At 52.1% G+C, this 14,192-nt stretch carries 10 protein-coding genes; 4 read left to right on the plus strand and 6 right to left on the minus strand.

Features of this window, described 5'->3' with window-relative positions; translation table 11 throughout:
• Positions 1-11: 11 nt before the first annotated feature.
• On the plus strand, positions 12-587 hold the full coding sequence (pduL, locus tag BQ7364_RS17295) for a phosphate propanoyltransferase (protein ID WP_072686052.1): 576 nt from the start codon (positions 12-14) through the stop codon (positions 585-587).
• A gap of 239 nt (positions 588-826) precedes the next feature.
• Here pduL and BQ7364_RS17300 read toward each other — a convergent pair whose 3' ends face one another.
• From BQ7364_RS17300 to BQ7364_RS17310, 3 genes are all read right to left on the minus strand, one after another.
• Complete coding sequence (locus BQ7364_RS17300) at positions 827-2,182, minus strand: hypothetical protein (protein ID WP_072686054.1); 1,356 nt, start codon at positions 2,180-2,182, stop codon at positions 827-829.
• A gap of 12 nt (positions 2,183-2,194) precedes the next feature.
• Positions 2,195-3,199 carry a phosphodiester glycosidase family protein gene (locus BQ7364_RS17305; protein ID WP_234973205.1) on the minus strand — a complete coding sequence of 335 codons (1,005 nt, stop codon included), beginning with the start codon at positions 3,197-3,199 and terminating at the stop codon, positions 2,195-2,197.
• A gap of 171 nt (positions 3,200-3,370) precedes the next feature.
• Positions 3,371-4,378: an acyltransferase family protein gene (locus tag BQ7364_RS17310; protein WP_072686055.1), complete on the minus strand. Its 1,008-nt coding sequence runs from the start codon at positions 4,376-4,378 to the stop codon at positions 3,371-3,373.
• Between the two features lie 195 nt (positions 4,379-4,573).
• On the opposite strand from BQ7364_RS17310, the gene BQ7364_RS17315 reads away from it, so the two are divergent.
• Complete coding sequence (locus BQ7364_RS17315) at positions 4,574-5,362, plus strand: ZIP family metal transporter (protein WP_072686057.1); 789 nt, start codon at positions 4,574-4,576, stop codon at positions 5,360-5,362.
• A gap of 154 nt (positions 5,363-5,516) precedes the next feature.
• Positions 5,517-7,388, plus strand: coding sequence for a serine hydrolase domain-containing protein (locus BQ7364_RS17320; protein ID WP_072686059.1), 1,872 nt, complete (start codon positions 5,517-5,519; stop codon positions 7,386-7,388).
• Positions 7,389-7,740: 352 nt separating this feature from the next.
• On the opposite strand, the gene BQ7364_RS17325 is transcribed toward BQ7364_RS17320, so the two are convergent.
• On the minus strand, positions 7,741-9,345 hold the full coding sequence (locus tag BQ7364_RS17325; protein ID WP_072686061.1) for a sensor domain-containing diguanylate cyclase: 1,605 nt from the start codon (positions 9,343-9,345) through the stop codon (positions 7,741-7,743).
• A gap of 429 nt (positions 9,346-9,774) precedes the next feature.
• Between BQ7364_RS17325 and BQ7364_RS17330 the strand changes: the two genes are divergently transcribed.
• Positions 9,775-11,454 (plus strand): FMN-binding protein, encoded by a 1,680-nt coding sequence (locus BQ7364_RS17330; protein ID WP_072686063.1) that lies wholly within the window; start codon positions 9,775-9,777, stop codon positions 11,452-11,454.
• A gap of 322 nt (positions 11,455-11,776) precedes the next feature.
• Here BQ7364_RS17330 and BQ7364_RS17335 read toward each other — a convergent pair whose 3' ends face one another.
• Positions 11,777-13,135, minus strand: coding sequence for a M14 family zinc carboxypeptidase (locus BQ7364_RS17335; RefSeq protein ID WP_072686065.1), 1,359 nt, complete (start codon positions 13,133-13,135; stop codon positions 11,777-11,779).
• Between the two features lie 225 nt (positions 13,136-13,360).
• The gene (locus BQ7364_RS17340) at positions 13,361-14,074 is read right to left on the minus strand and encodes an acetate and sugar kinases/Hsc70/actin family protein (RefSeq protein ID WP_083538689.1); all 714 of its coding nucleotides are present in this window, start codon (positions 14,072-14,074) and stop codon (positions 13,361-13,363) included.
• Positions 14,075-14,192 lie beyond the last annotated feature (118 nt).

The raw sequence follows: 14,192 nt of genomic DNA on the forward strand, positions 1-14,192 counted from the left end.
GGAGTAAAATTATGTCAGAAGAAAAAGTATTAGTTGAAGTTTCCGCACGGCACATCCACCTGACCGATGCCGACGTTGAAGCTTTGTTCGGTCCAGGATACAAATTAACGGTCAAGAAAGAGCTGTCTCAGCCAGGTCAGTTCGCTTCCAATGAGAAGGTAACGATCAAGGGTGAGCGCGGCGAAATGAAGCTGTCCGTTCTGGGACCAACCCGTCCTGAAACGCAGGTTGAGCTGTCGTTGACGGATGCGCGCACGGTCGGTGTGAAAGCGATGATCCGCGAATCCGGCGATATCGAAGGCACACAGGGCATCACGATCATCGGTCCGGCCGGCTCGATCGAGGTTTCCAAAGGCGTGATCGCGGCGAAGCGGCATATCCACATGACTCCGGCCGATGCTGAAAAGTACGGCGTAACCAACGGTCAGATCGTTTCCGTTAAGATTGATACCGACGGCCGCAGCCTGACCTTCGGCGATACGGTTGTCCGCGTTTCTGAAAAGTACGCGCTGGCGATGCATATTGATACCGACGAAGCCAATGCAGCGGCGATTTCCGGTTCCGCCATGGGCGAAATCATCAAATAAGGCATCAGGATTTCAATTTTGTCTATCCCTTGAAAAAGCGGCGAGTCCGCTTTTTTTTGTGTGATTGGATGTTTGTCTGATCCTGAGCTTGCGCGTTCCCTCCGCAGCAGCGCCGCCTGCTCTGCCAAACAAGGTTCTGCACAGACAATTCCCATAAAGTGCGGCGAAGCAAAAAAAGAAAACCGGGATTTCCGGTTTTCCATGAGGAGGATTGTTTTACTGGGATGGTTGAGCTTTGCTTATTCCGTCTCCATCTCCGTCTCTGTCTCTGTCTCTGTTTCCGGCTGGCTTTGATTGGCGATCACTAGATTGCTGCAAAGCCATTTGCCGCTGACGTTTAAGAACGTCATCTGATACGTGTTGGAATAAGTCTGTGACTTCTCGCCTTCAATCGTGACGACGTAGTCGAATGAGATCGTGCCGGTGAAACCGACGTCCTCGCCATAGCTGATCAGATCGCTGATATGCATGTTATCGAAACGATACGAATCATGGGTGGAGAAGTACCGGTTGACAAAGCTGGAGATCGCTTTGTAATAATCTGTGCGGCGGTATAAATACTGCTGCAGATCAGAGAAGCGGGTGTCCTCGGAAATGTACTTCGCATAGGTCATCGCGGTGTCGCGGATGCGTGTCCGCATAATCTCTTCCATCGCTCCGCCCGGTTTTTCGGCGATATAGAAGCGATCCTGCAGCGCGTCCTTGACGACGCTGTATTTTGTATCGTCCTGAGTCGTAACGGCCGGGACGGTGACCAGATTGTCGATGTGATAACGGGTAACCAGCGGCGCCTGATTCAGATCGAATAAATTGGAATAGGCGTCGGAGCTGACGTTGCGCTCACTGATGTAATGCTCATTCAGCCGGATTCCGTTGACATAAACCTGCGCATCGCCGAAGACCTCGATGTAGAAATTGCGCGCGTCGATGACCGTCCGCACATTCCATTGCCGGGCCTCTTCATTGTAGATCAGCTCCAGCGTCGAGATTTTCTGCTTGTCGACGATCATGTCGTAATAGAGGAAGGTATCATTGGAGTAAGCCTTTTTGGAGAATACCGCCTTTTTCAGATTGACGTCCTCATAGATCGACTTCAGATACTCGATATAGGGCTCTTTCTCATTGAACTGCGTGAAGATCACGGTTGAGTTTTCATAAATCTTATCATAGTTGTTTGCCTGAAGCAGGTGAACGTAAGCGCTCATCGCGCCGTTGGGCGTACTTTTTTCGTAGTTTTCCAATACCTTCCACGTCAGAAACATGATCGCGCTGCCCAGAATCATCAAGGCTAAAAACAGTTTGAGCAGAAAGTAGAGGAACTGCTGGTTTGAAGAATTGATCTTCCTGCGCTCACGCTCGGAAGCTTCGCGAATCCGCTCGACCGATAAATGCCACAGATCGGTGGTTTCCTGTTTCCCGCCGATATGGCCTTCGGGACTGTGATGCAGGACGGTTTCGGTTTTCTTCTTTTTTTTCTTAACCGGCTGATCGGCCGCTTTAGCCGGTTTTGCCGGCCGCTTGGCGGTCGGGCTGCCTGCGGGTCTTGTCTTTTTCGGCGCGGCCGCGGGTTTTTTTTGTTCGTCGTTGTTGCTCATGAGGCCCTCCTGTTATTTCACGATAAAGGCGGTCGGCACTTTGCGGTCGCCGTTCATGGAAACCACGTTGTTGATAATCTGACCGTCGTAGACCATGACGGACGAAGAACCGCCGTCCAGGTTCGCCGCATTCATTGCGCCGTATTGGGTCATGATGTCGATGCAGTCGGAATAGGAAGCGCCCAGACTGGTCGTCTGCCGTCCGTCGATGACTAACAACAGCACCGCGCCGTCTTCCCGCTGGCCGATGACAGTGCGCGGATTCACGCCGCCGCCGGTGCCGGTAACTTCAACCGGAACATAGTTGACGATGAAGATCGGTTTAAAAGTAACGGCGTCGCGCAGGCCGTATTCCAGCGCCTGCCGCCCTGTCATGTTGCCCACGATCAGTTTGTTCTGTTCATTGAAGCCGATGACCGAATTGTAATCATCCAGACTGCCGCTGACCAGCTCGCCGTCCTGAATGACGATGCCGTAAGGAATTCCGCCGGTTCCCTGACCGTTGGGATCGTCGAAGCCTCCGGCGTTGATGCCGGCGATCGCGTCGTTCGCCTTGACGTATTCCTCCACGAAGTACCCCTCGTTGCCATTGCCCAGGTCGGAATTGACCGCCAGATGGATTCGCGAAGGATCGTAGACGATCATCAGCTTCCCCTCATAGGTCGGACCCTTGATATCAATAATTTCAATTTTATCTTTCTTGCTTTCGTCAATCACGAAATCCGTTTCCGAATCGGTGATTTCATCCGTGTCGCTGACGGAGTTGCGGTTCATGATCGTTTCCATTTCCTCTTCCGAGAAAAACAGCCGGGCGATACTCTTTAACGTCCGGGTTTCCATCATCGTGCTCGTCAGCAGGTTGCTGACGGTGACTGACGGCCCTTTCAGCACGATCATAGCCGAGCCGTAAACCGTGATCATGCCGGCCAGGACAAAAACACCGGCGATCATATATGTTTTCTGTAAAATCGTAAAGGGTTTGATTTTCCGCGTGCGGTTTCGCTTTCGCTTTGCCACCCAATCCCACCTTTCTATCTGTTGGAACTTTTAGATTAATTGATCCGGCGAAAGTTTACATTCCGGCTCAGATCAGGCTTTTTAACAGATTCGTGTATCATTATAGTATAAAAGAGAGAAATTGTCATAGGAAAAAGCTTTCATTCCGCGAACACTTTTGTAAGGATCGGGCTATTTCAGAAACGGCAGCCATTTGCGGATGATCGCCGTCATGATCATCGTCAAGGGGAAAACAAAGCAAAACCGCACCGCGCCGTTGGTTAAATACAAGGAACCCAGCAAGATTTCGCCCAGCTCCAGAAACATCGCATGACAAAAATAAATGACGGTGCTCGACTCGCGCAAAGCTTTGAAGTTCAGTTTCCAGTTCAGTGGGATCCGTAATAATCCCGCGAACCAGTATAACGTAAACGGCACTGTCATGAAATACATGTTGTAATCCAGCGCCCAGTGAAAATGCCGCACGGTAAACGCCTCGATCACCAGCAGCCCAAACGCCGCGGCCGCCTTGGCAAACGGATGGCGGATCGCTTCTACCCGGTTCTGATCAGCCAGCGCCATGCCCAGCGCGACAAACAGCACACCGAAGAACAGGCCGTTGCGGGTCGTGAACATCAACAGAAAGTACGTGTTGACTGACTGCAGCAGGATTTCATTAGTGATCAGTCCGTGGTAGGTTTCGATCAAACCGAATAAAAACAACACGCCGCCGGTGATCAATAAAGCCTTCATTGAAAATTTTTTTAAAAACAGATGACAGAACACCATCGCGAAGATCAGCGCCGACATATACCACAGATGAAAGTAGGTGCCGATGTTGAACAGCGCGATCGGCAAGGCCGCCAGCCACAGCGCGCCGCTGATTTCCATCATGGTGCCCAGCTTGTGCATGCCGAAGGGGATGTAAATCACACTCCAGATCAGATACAGCTTGACTAACCGCTTGATATAGCTGCGGAAGTAATTCTCATCCTTGTGGCAGCGGCCGATCTGCATGAAATATCCGGCCGAAATAAAGAAAAACGGAATGACGATTCTTCCTAATATATTGCTTGTCACAAAGCCGAGATCCGGCCAGACTTCATAGAAGGGATAAGTGTGAACGACGATGACGAGGAAAGCACAGATAAATTTCATCATGTCGACGGCAGGATACTGACGGGTTTTGGCAGAGGTCATGGTATCGCTCCTTTAATCTACTCTGTTTTCATTAGGATACCACATTTAGGAAACCGGTGGGAATAAAACCTTCAGCTCTGAAAGAAAGATGAAAGAATTAAAGCCGGAAAGCGTCTGAATTGACTTTCTGCGCCGCTTTCTTTACAATGAATTCATAAAGTTAAATAAATCTAACAAACTCAAGGAGGAGTGAAGATGAATGCAATAGCTTATGCGGCCCTGGGCACCGGATTTACGTTTCTTCTGACTTCGGCCGGCGCGGCGGTCGTCTTCTTTTTCAAAAATCAGGTAGGCGGGAATATCCAGAAGGGATTTCTTGGCTTCGCGGCGGGCGTGATGGTCGCGGCTTCGGTGTGGTCGCTTTTAATCCCGGCGATCAGCGAGGCGGAGGCGATGGGCTTGATCGGCTGGGTTCCGGCGGCGATCGGCTTTGTCGCAGGCGGCGTGTTCCTGTATGCTCTGGATCATCTGCTTCCGCATCTGCATCTGGAAGAGAAACAGCCGGAAGGGCTGAGCAGCAGCTGGAAGAAGACGACGTTGCTGGTTTCCGCGGTGACGCTGCACAACATCCCCGAAGGCATGGCCGTCGGTCTGGCGTTCGCGATGGCGGCCCAGCATCAGGATCCGGCGATGATGTCGGCGGCGATGGCGCTGGCGATCGGCATCGGGATTCAGAATTTTCCCGAGGGCGCGGCGATTTCGCTGCCGCTGCGGCAGGAAGGCTTCAGCCGTTTTAAAGCATTTCTGTACGGGAGCTTGTCGGGGATTGTCGAACCGATCTTCGGGATTTTGACAGTGCTGGCAGCTTCGCAGATCGCCGGATTGATGCCGTGGCTGCTTTCGTTTGCGGCTGGGGCGATGATCTTTGTCGTCGTCGAGGAACTGGTTCCTGAAGCCCACCTGAGCGAGCATACTCATATTGGCACGCTCGGCTTCATGCTTGGCTTTCTGATCATGATGATTCTCGACGTCGCGCTGGGCTGAGCGAAGAAATAAAGAATGCTCGACAAGGCAGGAACGCTGACTTTTTCATTGCAGAAATAACCGGCAGGACAACCCCGGCGGCTGATGATGCCGTCCGTCCTGTCTTTTCTTTTTTGTTTGCGGTATAATGGAAAAAAATAAGGAGTGAAAAGATATGGATTGCGAATGGAGTAAAAGAACCTCGGATTTTTTAAGCATGACGCTGGCGAAGGACTATACGTCGGTTTCGTATGCTTTGCAGGTCAATGGCGAACTGGTCGCTGCGGACGCCCTGGGTTGGCAGGATCAGCCGGAAAACGTGAAGGCGGACACGCGCTGCACTTACAACGTGGCTTCGGTATCGAAGATTTACTGCACGGCGGCGGTGATGGTATTAGTCCAGCGGGGTCTGGTGGATCTGGATACGCCGGTCGTTCAGTATGTGCCGGATTTTAAAATGCTCGATGACGATTATAAGAAAATCACGGTGCGGCATTTGTTAAACCATGCCAGCGGTCTGCCGGGAACGCAGTGGAAGGGCTTTTCCGTCACCGCGCAGACAGAGCGGGATTATTATAAAGAAGTGCTCGACTATCTGGCGGTCAGTCATCTGAAAGCGCAGCCGGGCGAATATTCGGTTTACTGCAATGACGGCTTCACGTTGGCGGAAATTGTCGTGGCACGCGTCAGCAATCAGCGCTACTGCGATTTTCTGCGTGAGAACATCACCGCTTTAATCGGCGCCGAATCAACCCGCACGATTGAAGACCGCAATCCGGAATATCCGTTGGTCCATGAAAAGAAGAAACCGGCCGAGCTGTTGTTAGTCGAAGGCGCGGGCGGATTGACGACGTCGATGATCGATTTGTGCAAGTTCGGTCAGCTGTTCCTCTCTGAAAATCCTATTCTGACGGAAACGTCCAAGCAGGAAATGGCAAAGAAACAGGGCGTTTCCTTTCTGCCGCAGGATCAGAAAAGCCCATCTTATGGCTTAGGCTGGGATACGGTGTGTTTCAGCGATCCGGATTTTGACCTGGGCGAAGGCGTGCTGCGCAAGGGCGGCAACAGCTTTCAGTTTACCTCCCAGCTGATCGTCATCCCGAAGTACAACGCCGTGCTGGCAATCAGCGAAACGCATGACTGCAAGATCGACGTCACGCAGGCCGCGCTGCATATTTTAGCGCAGTGGCTGCTGGAAAAACGGGGAATTTCGATTTACCGCCGGGCACAGGCAATTCCGCAGGCAATTTCCGACGCCTTCAGCGGAACGTATCTGATGCCCAGCGCGATTGCCAAGGTCGCGATGCGGGGCGCCATCGCTCACTTTCAGGACACGCCGTTAAAAGCTCAGGCCTATCCGTGGGAAACCTACTTACGCTATGACGGAAGCCGCTGGATCGCCAGTGAAAAGGTGAATTATTTCTTTGCCGAAGCGCAGGGCGACCTGTATCTGATGAGCGGGATGAACGGTCAGACCTATCCGGTCGCAATGAAGGCGAAAGCCTTCAGCCCGTTAAGCGAAACATGGAAACAACGGCTGGATCATCCGTATGTCGTTGTCAATCCGACGCCGGAGGATTTAGTCATCGGGGAGATCATGACCGGTTTTCGTCTGCAGGCGCTGCCGGACTTCGACGGCGTCCTCGTCGCTTCATTCAGCGGACGGCAGGGCAGTGATGTGTACAGCGGCGGCTTTGACGGCAGCTTTATACCGGCGGACGAAAATCATGGCCGGGGTTTCCTGCGCACCCCATGCAACGGCAGCCGGGATCTGATCGATCCGTATTTCTTCACGCAGAAAGAGGCGGAATTCTGCGATGTCGCGTCCTACCGCTATCAGCGGGCAGACACGCTGCCGGTCTATGAAGGGCAGGGCTTTGCCGATCAGCCGCAGACGTTCCGTCTGGATCATCGCTTTGATGGTACGCTGAGCGTTCCGGAAGGCCGGCGTCTGATGGTGCTGGATAACGATCTCAACGTAATCGGGGATACCTTAAGCGATGAAAAGATCCAGCCGGCAGAGGCGGGCTACCTGCTTTTGATCTGATGCTCAGAATTTTCACAATTTTCTTTTTACGTAAAAGGACAGGCGGAGGATTTTGTCAGCCATGTGAGGCTGGCGGTGAGAAAGGAAAGTAAAACGCTGAGCGGCAAGGTTCATTCCAGCCGTTCAGCGCTTTTTGCATTGTTTTTTAGCGAGTGAGATTTTTTAAATTCTTATGAAAAACAGACGATATGCCTTCTTCTCATTAAAATACTTGTTTTTTATGATCTGCTTTATATAAGGCGGTCTTGAAATTTGAAGGCATTCGCCTGACCATCAGGCGGCTCGCTGTCTGCTTGCGGCAGATAAACTGGTTGGAAACTTGCACCATCCGTCTCACATCAAATTCTGAGTCTTAAGCGTGCGCAAAGCCGCCGTCGTGAGTTGTTTTGGCTTGGTACAAGGCGGCGTCCGCGGTTTTCGCCAGCTGAGCGTAATTGCTTCCCCGGCGTGCGATCACCGCACCGGCGGATAAGGTGATGTTCGGCATGTGCCGGCGGGCGGATTCTGCTATCAACGTCGCGTTGATATCGCCGACGATCTTTTCGGCAACGGTGTAATCCTGCGTATTCGCGATAAAGATTGCAAATTCATCGCCATGCAGACGCGACGCAGAGTCCACGGTTCGAATACGGCCGATGATCATCTGCGCGGCCAGCTTGATTACCTCGTCGCCCATCTGATGCCCGTAATTGTCATTGATCGTCTTGAAGTGATCGCCATCCAACAGGATCAGAATACCGCTGTCGGTTTCCTGCATGCTCTGAATCTGATCTGTCACGTTCTGCCGGAACGATTTAAAATTCATCATGCCGGTCAAGTCGTCGATGGCCGCCGCTTTCTGCGCGGCTTTCAAGGCGATTTCCAGACGTTTCTGCGTCTGGCCCAGCTCGACGTAGGCCTGCTGCAGCTCGCGGGTGTTCCATTCCTTGCGGATGCGGCTCAATCCGTAAACCAGCACCAGTTCCAGCAATAAGAACGGAAGCAGCCAGACCTGCGCGGTTGCGGCGAGCATCGCGCCCAGCGGGACCAGAATCAGGATCTGATAATCTTTCCCGGGACTCAGATAACCATAAACCTGTTGGGAACCCAGCTTGATCAACATGGCCTGCTGCGGCCGGGCGAGCAGCTTTTGGAAACCGGCGTCCCCTTGTTGGCGGAAGTGGGCGAAGGCTTCGGCGGCGTCGGCTTGTTCTTTGGCTTTCTGCCACGCTTCAGTGCCTTCTTCCAACGTTTTGACCGCAGCCTGCGCCTGCTGCAGGGCAGCGGGGGCAAGAGCGGCGTTTGGACTCAGTGTGCTGCCCAGATATGTTTCTTCCGTACTCCCGATAATCGTGCCATTGGCGTCGTAGACCAACAGCTGTTCGTGCGCATAGCTGCCTAGCTCGCTGACTAACCGCTGGATATTGCCCATTTTGATATCGTAGGCGAAGACCGTTTTCTGATCCGGCTGCAGCTGCGAGATCGTCGAAAGAATATAATGGTTGGCATAGCTCATGTAGGGTGGCGTGAAGACGATCGCGCCCTGACCCTTGACGGCATTCTGATACCAGGGCCTGTCCTGCGGCCGGTAACCGGTGCTCTCATATTGCGAATACGGCGTATCCCAGCTGTAAAGATAGCGGTCCTGATACACCATGTAAACACCGTCGAAGGTGTCGCCCTCAATCGCCGCCAGCGGCCGGTCCAACGTTTTCAGATGGTCCCAGATGAAATCAGGATCCGGATGATCGCTTACGGTTTGCTGAAGCAGCTGCGCAAACAACTGGAATGAATGAGTGTAATCTGCCATGACGCTGCCGAGTTTTTCCTGAGCCTGCTCCCCATGATGCGTTAAGACTTGCTGAACGTGGCGTGATTCCTGAACGGCGATTAAACTGCCGGCGATCAGATTCACGCCGAGGAAAAACAGAACGAGAACAAGCTGGCGGTGCTGTACTTTGCTTTTTGACGCTTTCAATGAAACTCCCCCTTATTATAAAACACAGAAACGGCCCGGTTCGCGAGGCGATGCAGGAAAACGACAGCCATCGACATCCGGACGGCAGAAAAACAGAAGATGAGATATTGTATAAAAATCGAAGGGATCAAGATAATTTAATCATAGACCTTTGTTAGAAAAAAAGCCAATTTATTCTTACGTTATTTGAAATTTGTTCGATTACGAGCACAATTTAGCTTTTTTAAGGAAGTCAAAGAGACTGGATTACAAAATCCCCGGTCCCCGCAAAGAAAAAAGTAAACGCTTTCTTCTATTCCCTATATCTAACCCTTCCTCATCTAGTGTTTATCCATAATAGTTCTATGTTAATCCATACTGTGTGAAGCAAACGGCTGTCCCGCCCCGCTTCGACATGCTATGCTAAAAACATCACAGGGAGGAAAAATTATGAAAAAATGGACTCGGCTTCTGGCCGCAGCCGTACTGTTGATATCCGCAGCGGCGTGCAGCACTCCGGAAGCCAAAACCGAAACGTTGGAAGGCAAAGGCAACGGGTTCGGTGGTTTGATCACCGTCACTGTAACGCGCAAAGATGGCAAGATCACAGACGTCAAGGCGGTGGGCGATCAGGAGACGCAGGGAATCGGCTCCCAGGCGATCGAACAGCTGCCGCAGGCGATCGTCAAGGCGAACTCCACCGACGTCGATAATGTCAGCGGAGCGACGTTCTCCAGTCAGGGAATTAAAGACGCAGTCAACAACGCGCTGGATCCGCAGGCCTATCCGTATGTGGCAAAGGCGGAAAAAGAAGAACAGCCGAAGGAAGTCGTGGCATCCGATCTGAATCAGGGACTTGCGATCGTATCCAACGGCCGGTTAGGTCCGGGCAAGGATGATCAGGAAGTCTCCGTTTACAGCTTCAACGAAGTGGTGCTGAACGCTTTATTTGATAAGGACGGCAAGATTCTGGATCTGAATATCGACGAGCTGGAAGTTGCAACGCCGAATTATGACGGTGCGGATATGCCGCAGTTCTCCGGTTTCCCGGGTCAGGGTGGCTATAACTATGATGAAAATCACGATGGCAAGGTCGAAGGTAAGACAGCTGACAGCGAGGAACAGTTCTTGGCTGAGTTTGATACCTGGAAGACCAAGCGCGAACGCGGCGAGAGCTATAAGCTCAACAGCGGTACCTGGGCGAGTGAGATGGATGTTTTTGAACAGCTGTTTGTCGGTAAGACGGTCGCGGAAGTGGAAGACTGGTTTGCCAAGTACACCGATGCCAACGGCCGGCCATTGCAGGCGGAAGCCAAGAGCGATGAGGACAAGGCAAAATTCAGCGCGTTGAGCGATGAGGAAAAGAAGATGCTGGAAGACGTCCGCACCGGCGCGACGATCTCTTTAAAAGATGCGCACGGCGATTTTATTACGGCATTGAAAAAAGCGTATGAACTGCGCCAGCCGTTAGACGTCAGGGAAGCCGCGGCGGAAGGGCTGGGCGTCGCTTCCAACGGCCGTGTCGGACCGGGCAAGGATGATCAGGAGGTTCAGGTTTACAGCTTTAATACGCTGGTGGCCAGCGCGTTGTTTGATGCGGAAGGCCGGATCGTATCGTTGAAGCTGGATGAACTGGAAGTCGCGACGCCGAATTACGACGGTGCGGATATGCCGCAGTTCTCCGGATTCCCGGGTCAGGGCGGATACAACAATGATGAAAATCACGACGGCAAGGTCGAAGGCAAGACAGCCGACAGTGAGGAACAGTTCTTGGCTGAGTTTGATACCTGGAAGACCAAGCGCGAACGCGGCGAGAGCTATAAGCTCAACAGCGGCACCTGGGCCAGCGAAGCCGATGTGTTTGAGAAGTTGTTTGTCGGCAAGACGGTCGCGGAAGTGGAAGACTGGTTTGCCAAGTATACCGACGCCAACGGCCGGCCATTGCAGGCGGAAGCCAAGAGCGACGAGGACAAGGCAAAATTCAGCGCATTGAGCGATGAGGAAAAGAAGATGCTGGAAGACGTCCGCACCGGCGCGACGATTTCCTTAAAAGACGGTCATGGCGACTTCATCCAGGCGATTAAAAACGCTTACGAAAACCGTCGTCCGATCACATTGAAAAGCGAATAACAACCAACGGGAATCATCAGCTGGAAGTTTCAAATCACCCCTTTTAAACACGGGTATGATGGTTATTGGCGCAAAAAGACGAACTTCAATTTCTTCGTCTTTTTTACTTCTGTCCTGACCAGCCCGAGGTTTGATCAAAACTAAGGATCGAAATTCTATCCCGCAATGAAGAGTGAGAATGGAATGAGTGTGGCGGCGATGCGAGTTCAGGCAGCCTTAGGCGCAATGACGTTTGATCGGGACTGCCGCCGCATAAACAGCGGTGGATAAAAAAGAAAAATATAAAAAAGGAAAATCTGAAACACGATTTTCCTTTTTTCCTTTATTTAGAACGAAGGAGATCGGCAACGAGCATACCACTTTCCAGCTGCACGCCGATCAGGCTGCGGATCGGAACGACAGAATAGTCGATGTCGTTTTCAAGTGCCGCCGCCAGAGTGTCAAAGCCGGCCTGTGCCTGATCCAGCGCGGTCTTGGCCAGGTGCGGATCAATGTCGGTGTGCTCGATTGCGTAATTGATTGCGCGGACGCTCAGCCCCCAGCTTAACAGTGTGTAGAAACGGGTGATGTCCAGACAGTCGAAGGCTTCCGATTCCTTGCACGGCTGCTGGTAAGCTTCCGTCTTTTTATAATAATCAATCTGCGCCTGCGTGGACGCGTCGTTTTTATCGACGGAAAGCAAAACGATCTTCGGGAACGGATTATCCTCGGTCAACCATGGTTTAACCGGTTTTAGGATCTTGCCGATCTGTTCGATCTGATCATGTTTGACCTGTTCGCCCTGGATCGCCGCTTCCGCCCGGGTGAACGGCATGATCGTATCGGATACAATTTTGCGGGAGAAGAAATACGGCAGCTCGGCGACCAGCGTGTAAGTGCCGTATTGCGAAGCATAATCGTCGGAGCTGGTGCCGCAGCTCATCATCGCTTCCGGATGTTCCATGCTTTTCTCATAATAGTCGTAGGAATCCTTGGAGCCGGTCATTTTGTAGCAGGCCGGGGCGTATTGGGTGACGTAAACCATTTCCGGTTCGCCCAGATTCAGCGGTACATTCTGCTTTTCCGCCGCCTTGTAGAAGCCGTCCCATAAGCTTGGCTCATCGCCGGATACATACCAATATGCGCCGCCGAAGCCGGCATTGTGCAGCGAGTACATGAATTCCGGTTTGACACGGTCGATGATGTTCATCAGCACCTGAGTTTCCGGGATCGGCGTCGTCCAGCTGTAATTTTTGTAAGTGAACGGGAATGTCCATTCTGCCTGTTCCGAACCGACCGGACGGAAGAAATTCCGGGCGTAATTGGTAATCGTAAACGGTCCCTTGAACCATCCTTCATTCAGCTTTGTGCCGTCGACGTCGATGCTTTTGATCAGATACCAGGTATACCCCAGTTCACTGCGCAGCGCTTCATCCTCGCATAAGCGGCGTGAGAAATATTCCAGCATCATCGCGCCCATTGGTTCGTTCGGATGCGGACAACCGAACATAAAGGCGTTCTTCGGGCCGTCGCCGATCTTCAGACAATAGATCGGATGGCCGCCGCGGGAAGTCCCCTCCTTTGTGACCGTGACCAGATCCGGATATTCTTCGGCCAGCTTCAGGGTGCTGGCATCCATTTCATCCACGGTCAGAAAATGATCGTAGGCCGGGATTTCGTCGATGAGTTTTTTAAAGTCCATACTTTGTTTCTCCTTTCAGCAAGTAGATTCATTTTATCATGGGTCATTCAGTTTGGGCGGCGCTTTCTGAAAAAAGAAAGACGAAAAAACGAAAATTCTCCTTTTTCATCTGTAACAATTTTCAATCTGAAGTGTTAAGGAATTGCTAGCACTGCGCCCAACGCCGCGGCATAGACGGCATGTGTGGGAATCAGAAAGTTCACATTGTAAATCTGGCTCATTCTTTCATAAAGCGGTTTGGCCTGCGGCAAAGCCGTCAGAGCACCGGTCAGCACGATCGTCTGAGTGGTGTCCCGGCGCAAAGCCAGAATCCATGACGCCGATGGTCTCCAGAATCATATTGATCACGCCCGCTGCCTGATCTGCGGGACTGCCGATGGAGTTCAGCTTTCCCAAATTGGCGGCCGTCAGATCGGCGGTCAGCGACTGTGTTTCATCGCGGGTCAGATCGCCCACCTTCAGATCGACATTTTTCAAATTACCGGACCCGGCCAGCTCAATAAAATCGGCCAGCACGGCAGTTCCGTTTAACCGCAGCGCCAATCCCGCCAGGGTTCCTCCGCCGACGCCGGTTCCGCCGATGTGGCTGATCTTTTCATGATCAGCCCGAACCAGCGCTGTCCCTGTGCCCATACTGACGGCCAGAATGTCCCGCTGCTTTGCCAAAGCCTGCGCACCCCGGCCCACTGCCTGCATTTCGTCGATTTTCAGCCAGCCTGGCCGATCTTCGATAAATGAGCTGCCGACTCCTGTTAAAGCAATTCCGGATACCGTCTGATTGCCGCAGTGTGACGCCAGAAAATGACTGAGCGCAGCATCCAGTTTTACCGGACTGCGCAATGCGGTCAGCTGCGTTTCGGCCACAATTTGACTGCCGGGGTGAACAGCGATCAGTTTTGTTGTGGAACCACCAAGGTCAATTCCGATTCTGATAGTCATAGGTTATCCCCCGTTTCTGTTCTCTTATAATAAGTTAGTTATATCGTGGACTGTAAAATTTCGCAAGCGTGAATAACTGATTATCCACTAAAGGAGAAATTAATTTATTTTATTTTTT

The organism is Holdemania sp. Marseille-P2844 (genome assembly GCF_900120005.1).
Classification (GTDB): Bacteria; Bacillota_I; Bacilli_A; order Erysipelotrichales; family Erysipelotrichaceae; genus Holdemania.

Coding starts and splice junctions, on each gene's coding strand:
- pduL (WP_072686052.1), top strand. CDS start 12: ATGTCAGAAGAAAAAGTATTAGTTGAAGTTTCCGCACGGCACATCCAC.
- BQ7364_RS17300 (WP_072686054.1), bottom strand. CDS start 2,182: ATGAGCAACAACGACGAACAAAAAAAACCCGCGGCCGCGCCGAAAAAG.
- BQ7364_RS17310 (WP_072686055.1), bottom strand. CDS start 4,378: ATGACCTCTGCCAAAACCCGTCAGTATCCTGCCGTCGACATGATGAAA.
- BQ7364_RS17315 (WP_072686057.1), top strand. CDS start 4,574: ATGAATGCAATAGCTTATGCGGCCCTGGGCACCGGATTTACGTTTCTT.
- BQ7364_RS17320 (WP_072686059.1), top strand. CDS start 5,517: ATGGATTGCGAATGGAGTAAAAGAACCTCGGATTTTTTAAGCATGACG.
- BQ7364_RS17330 (WP_072686063.1), top strand. CDS start 9,775: ATGAAAAAATGGACTCGGCTTCTGGCCGCAGCCGTACTGTTGATATCC.
- BQ7364_RS17335 (WP_072686065.1), bottom strand. CDS start 13,135: ATGGACTTTAAAAAACTCATCGACGAAATCCCGGCCTACGATCATTTT.
- BQ7364_RS17340 (WP_083538689.1), bottom strand. CDS start 14,074: ATGACTATCAGAATCGGAATTGACCTTGGTGGTTCCACAACAAAACTG.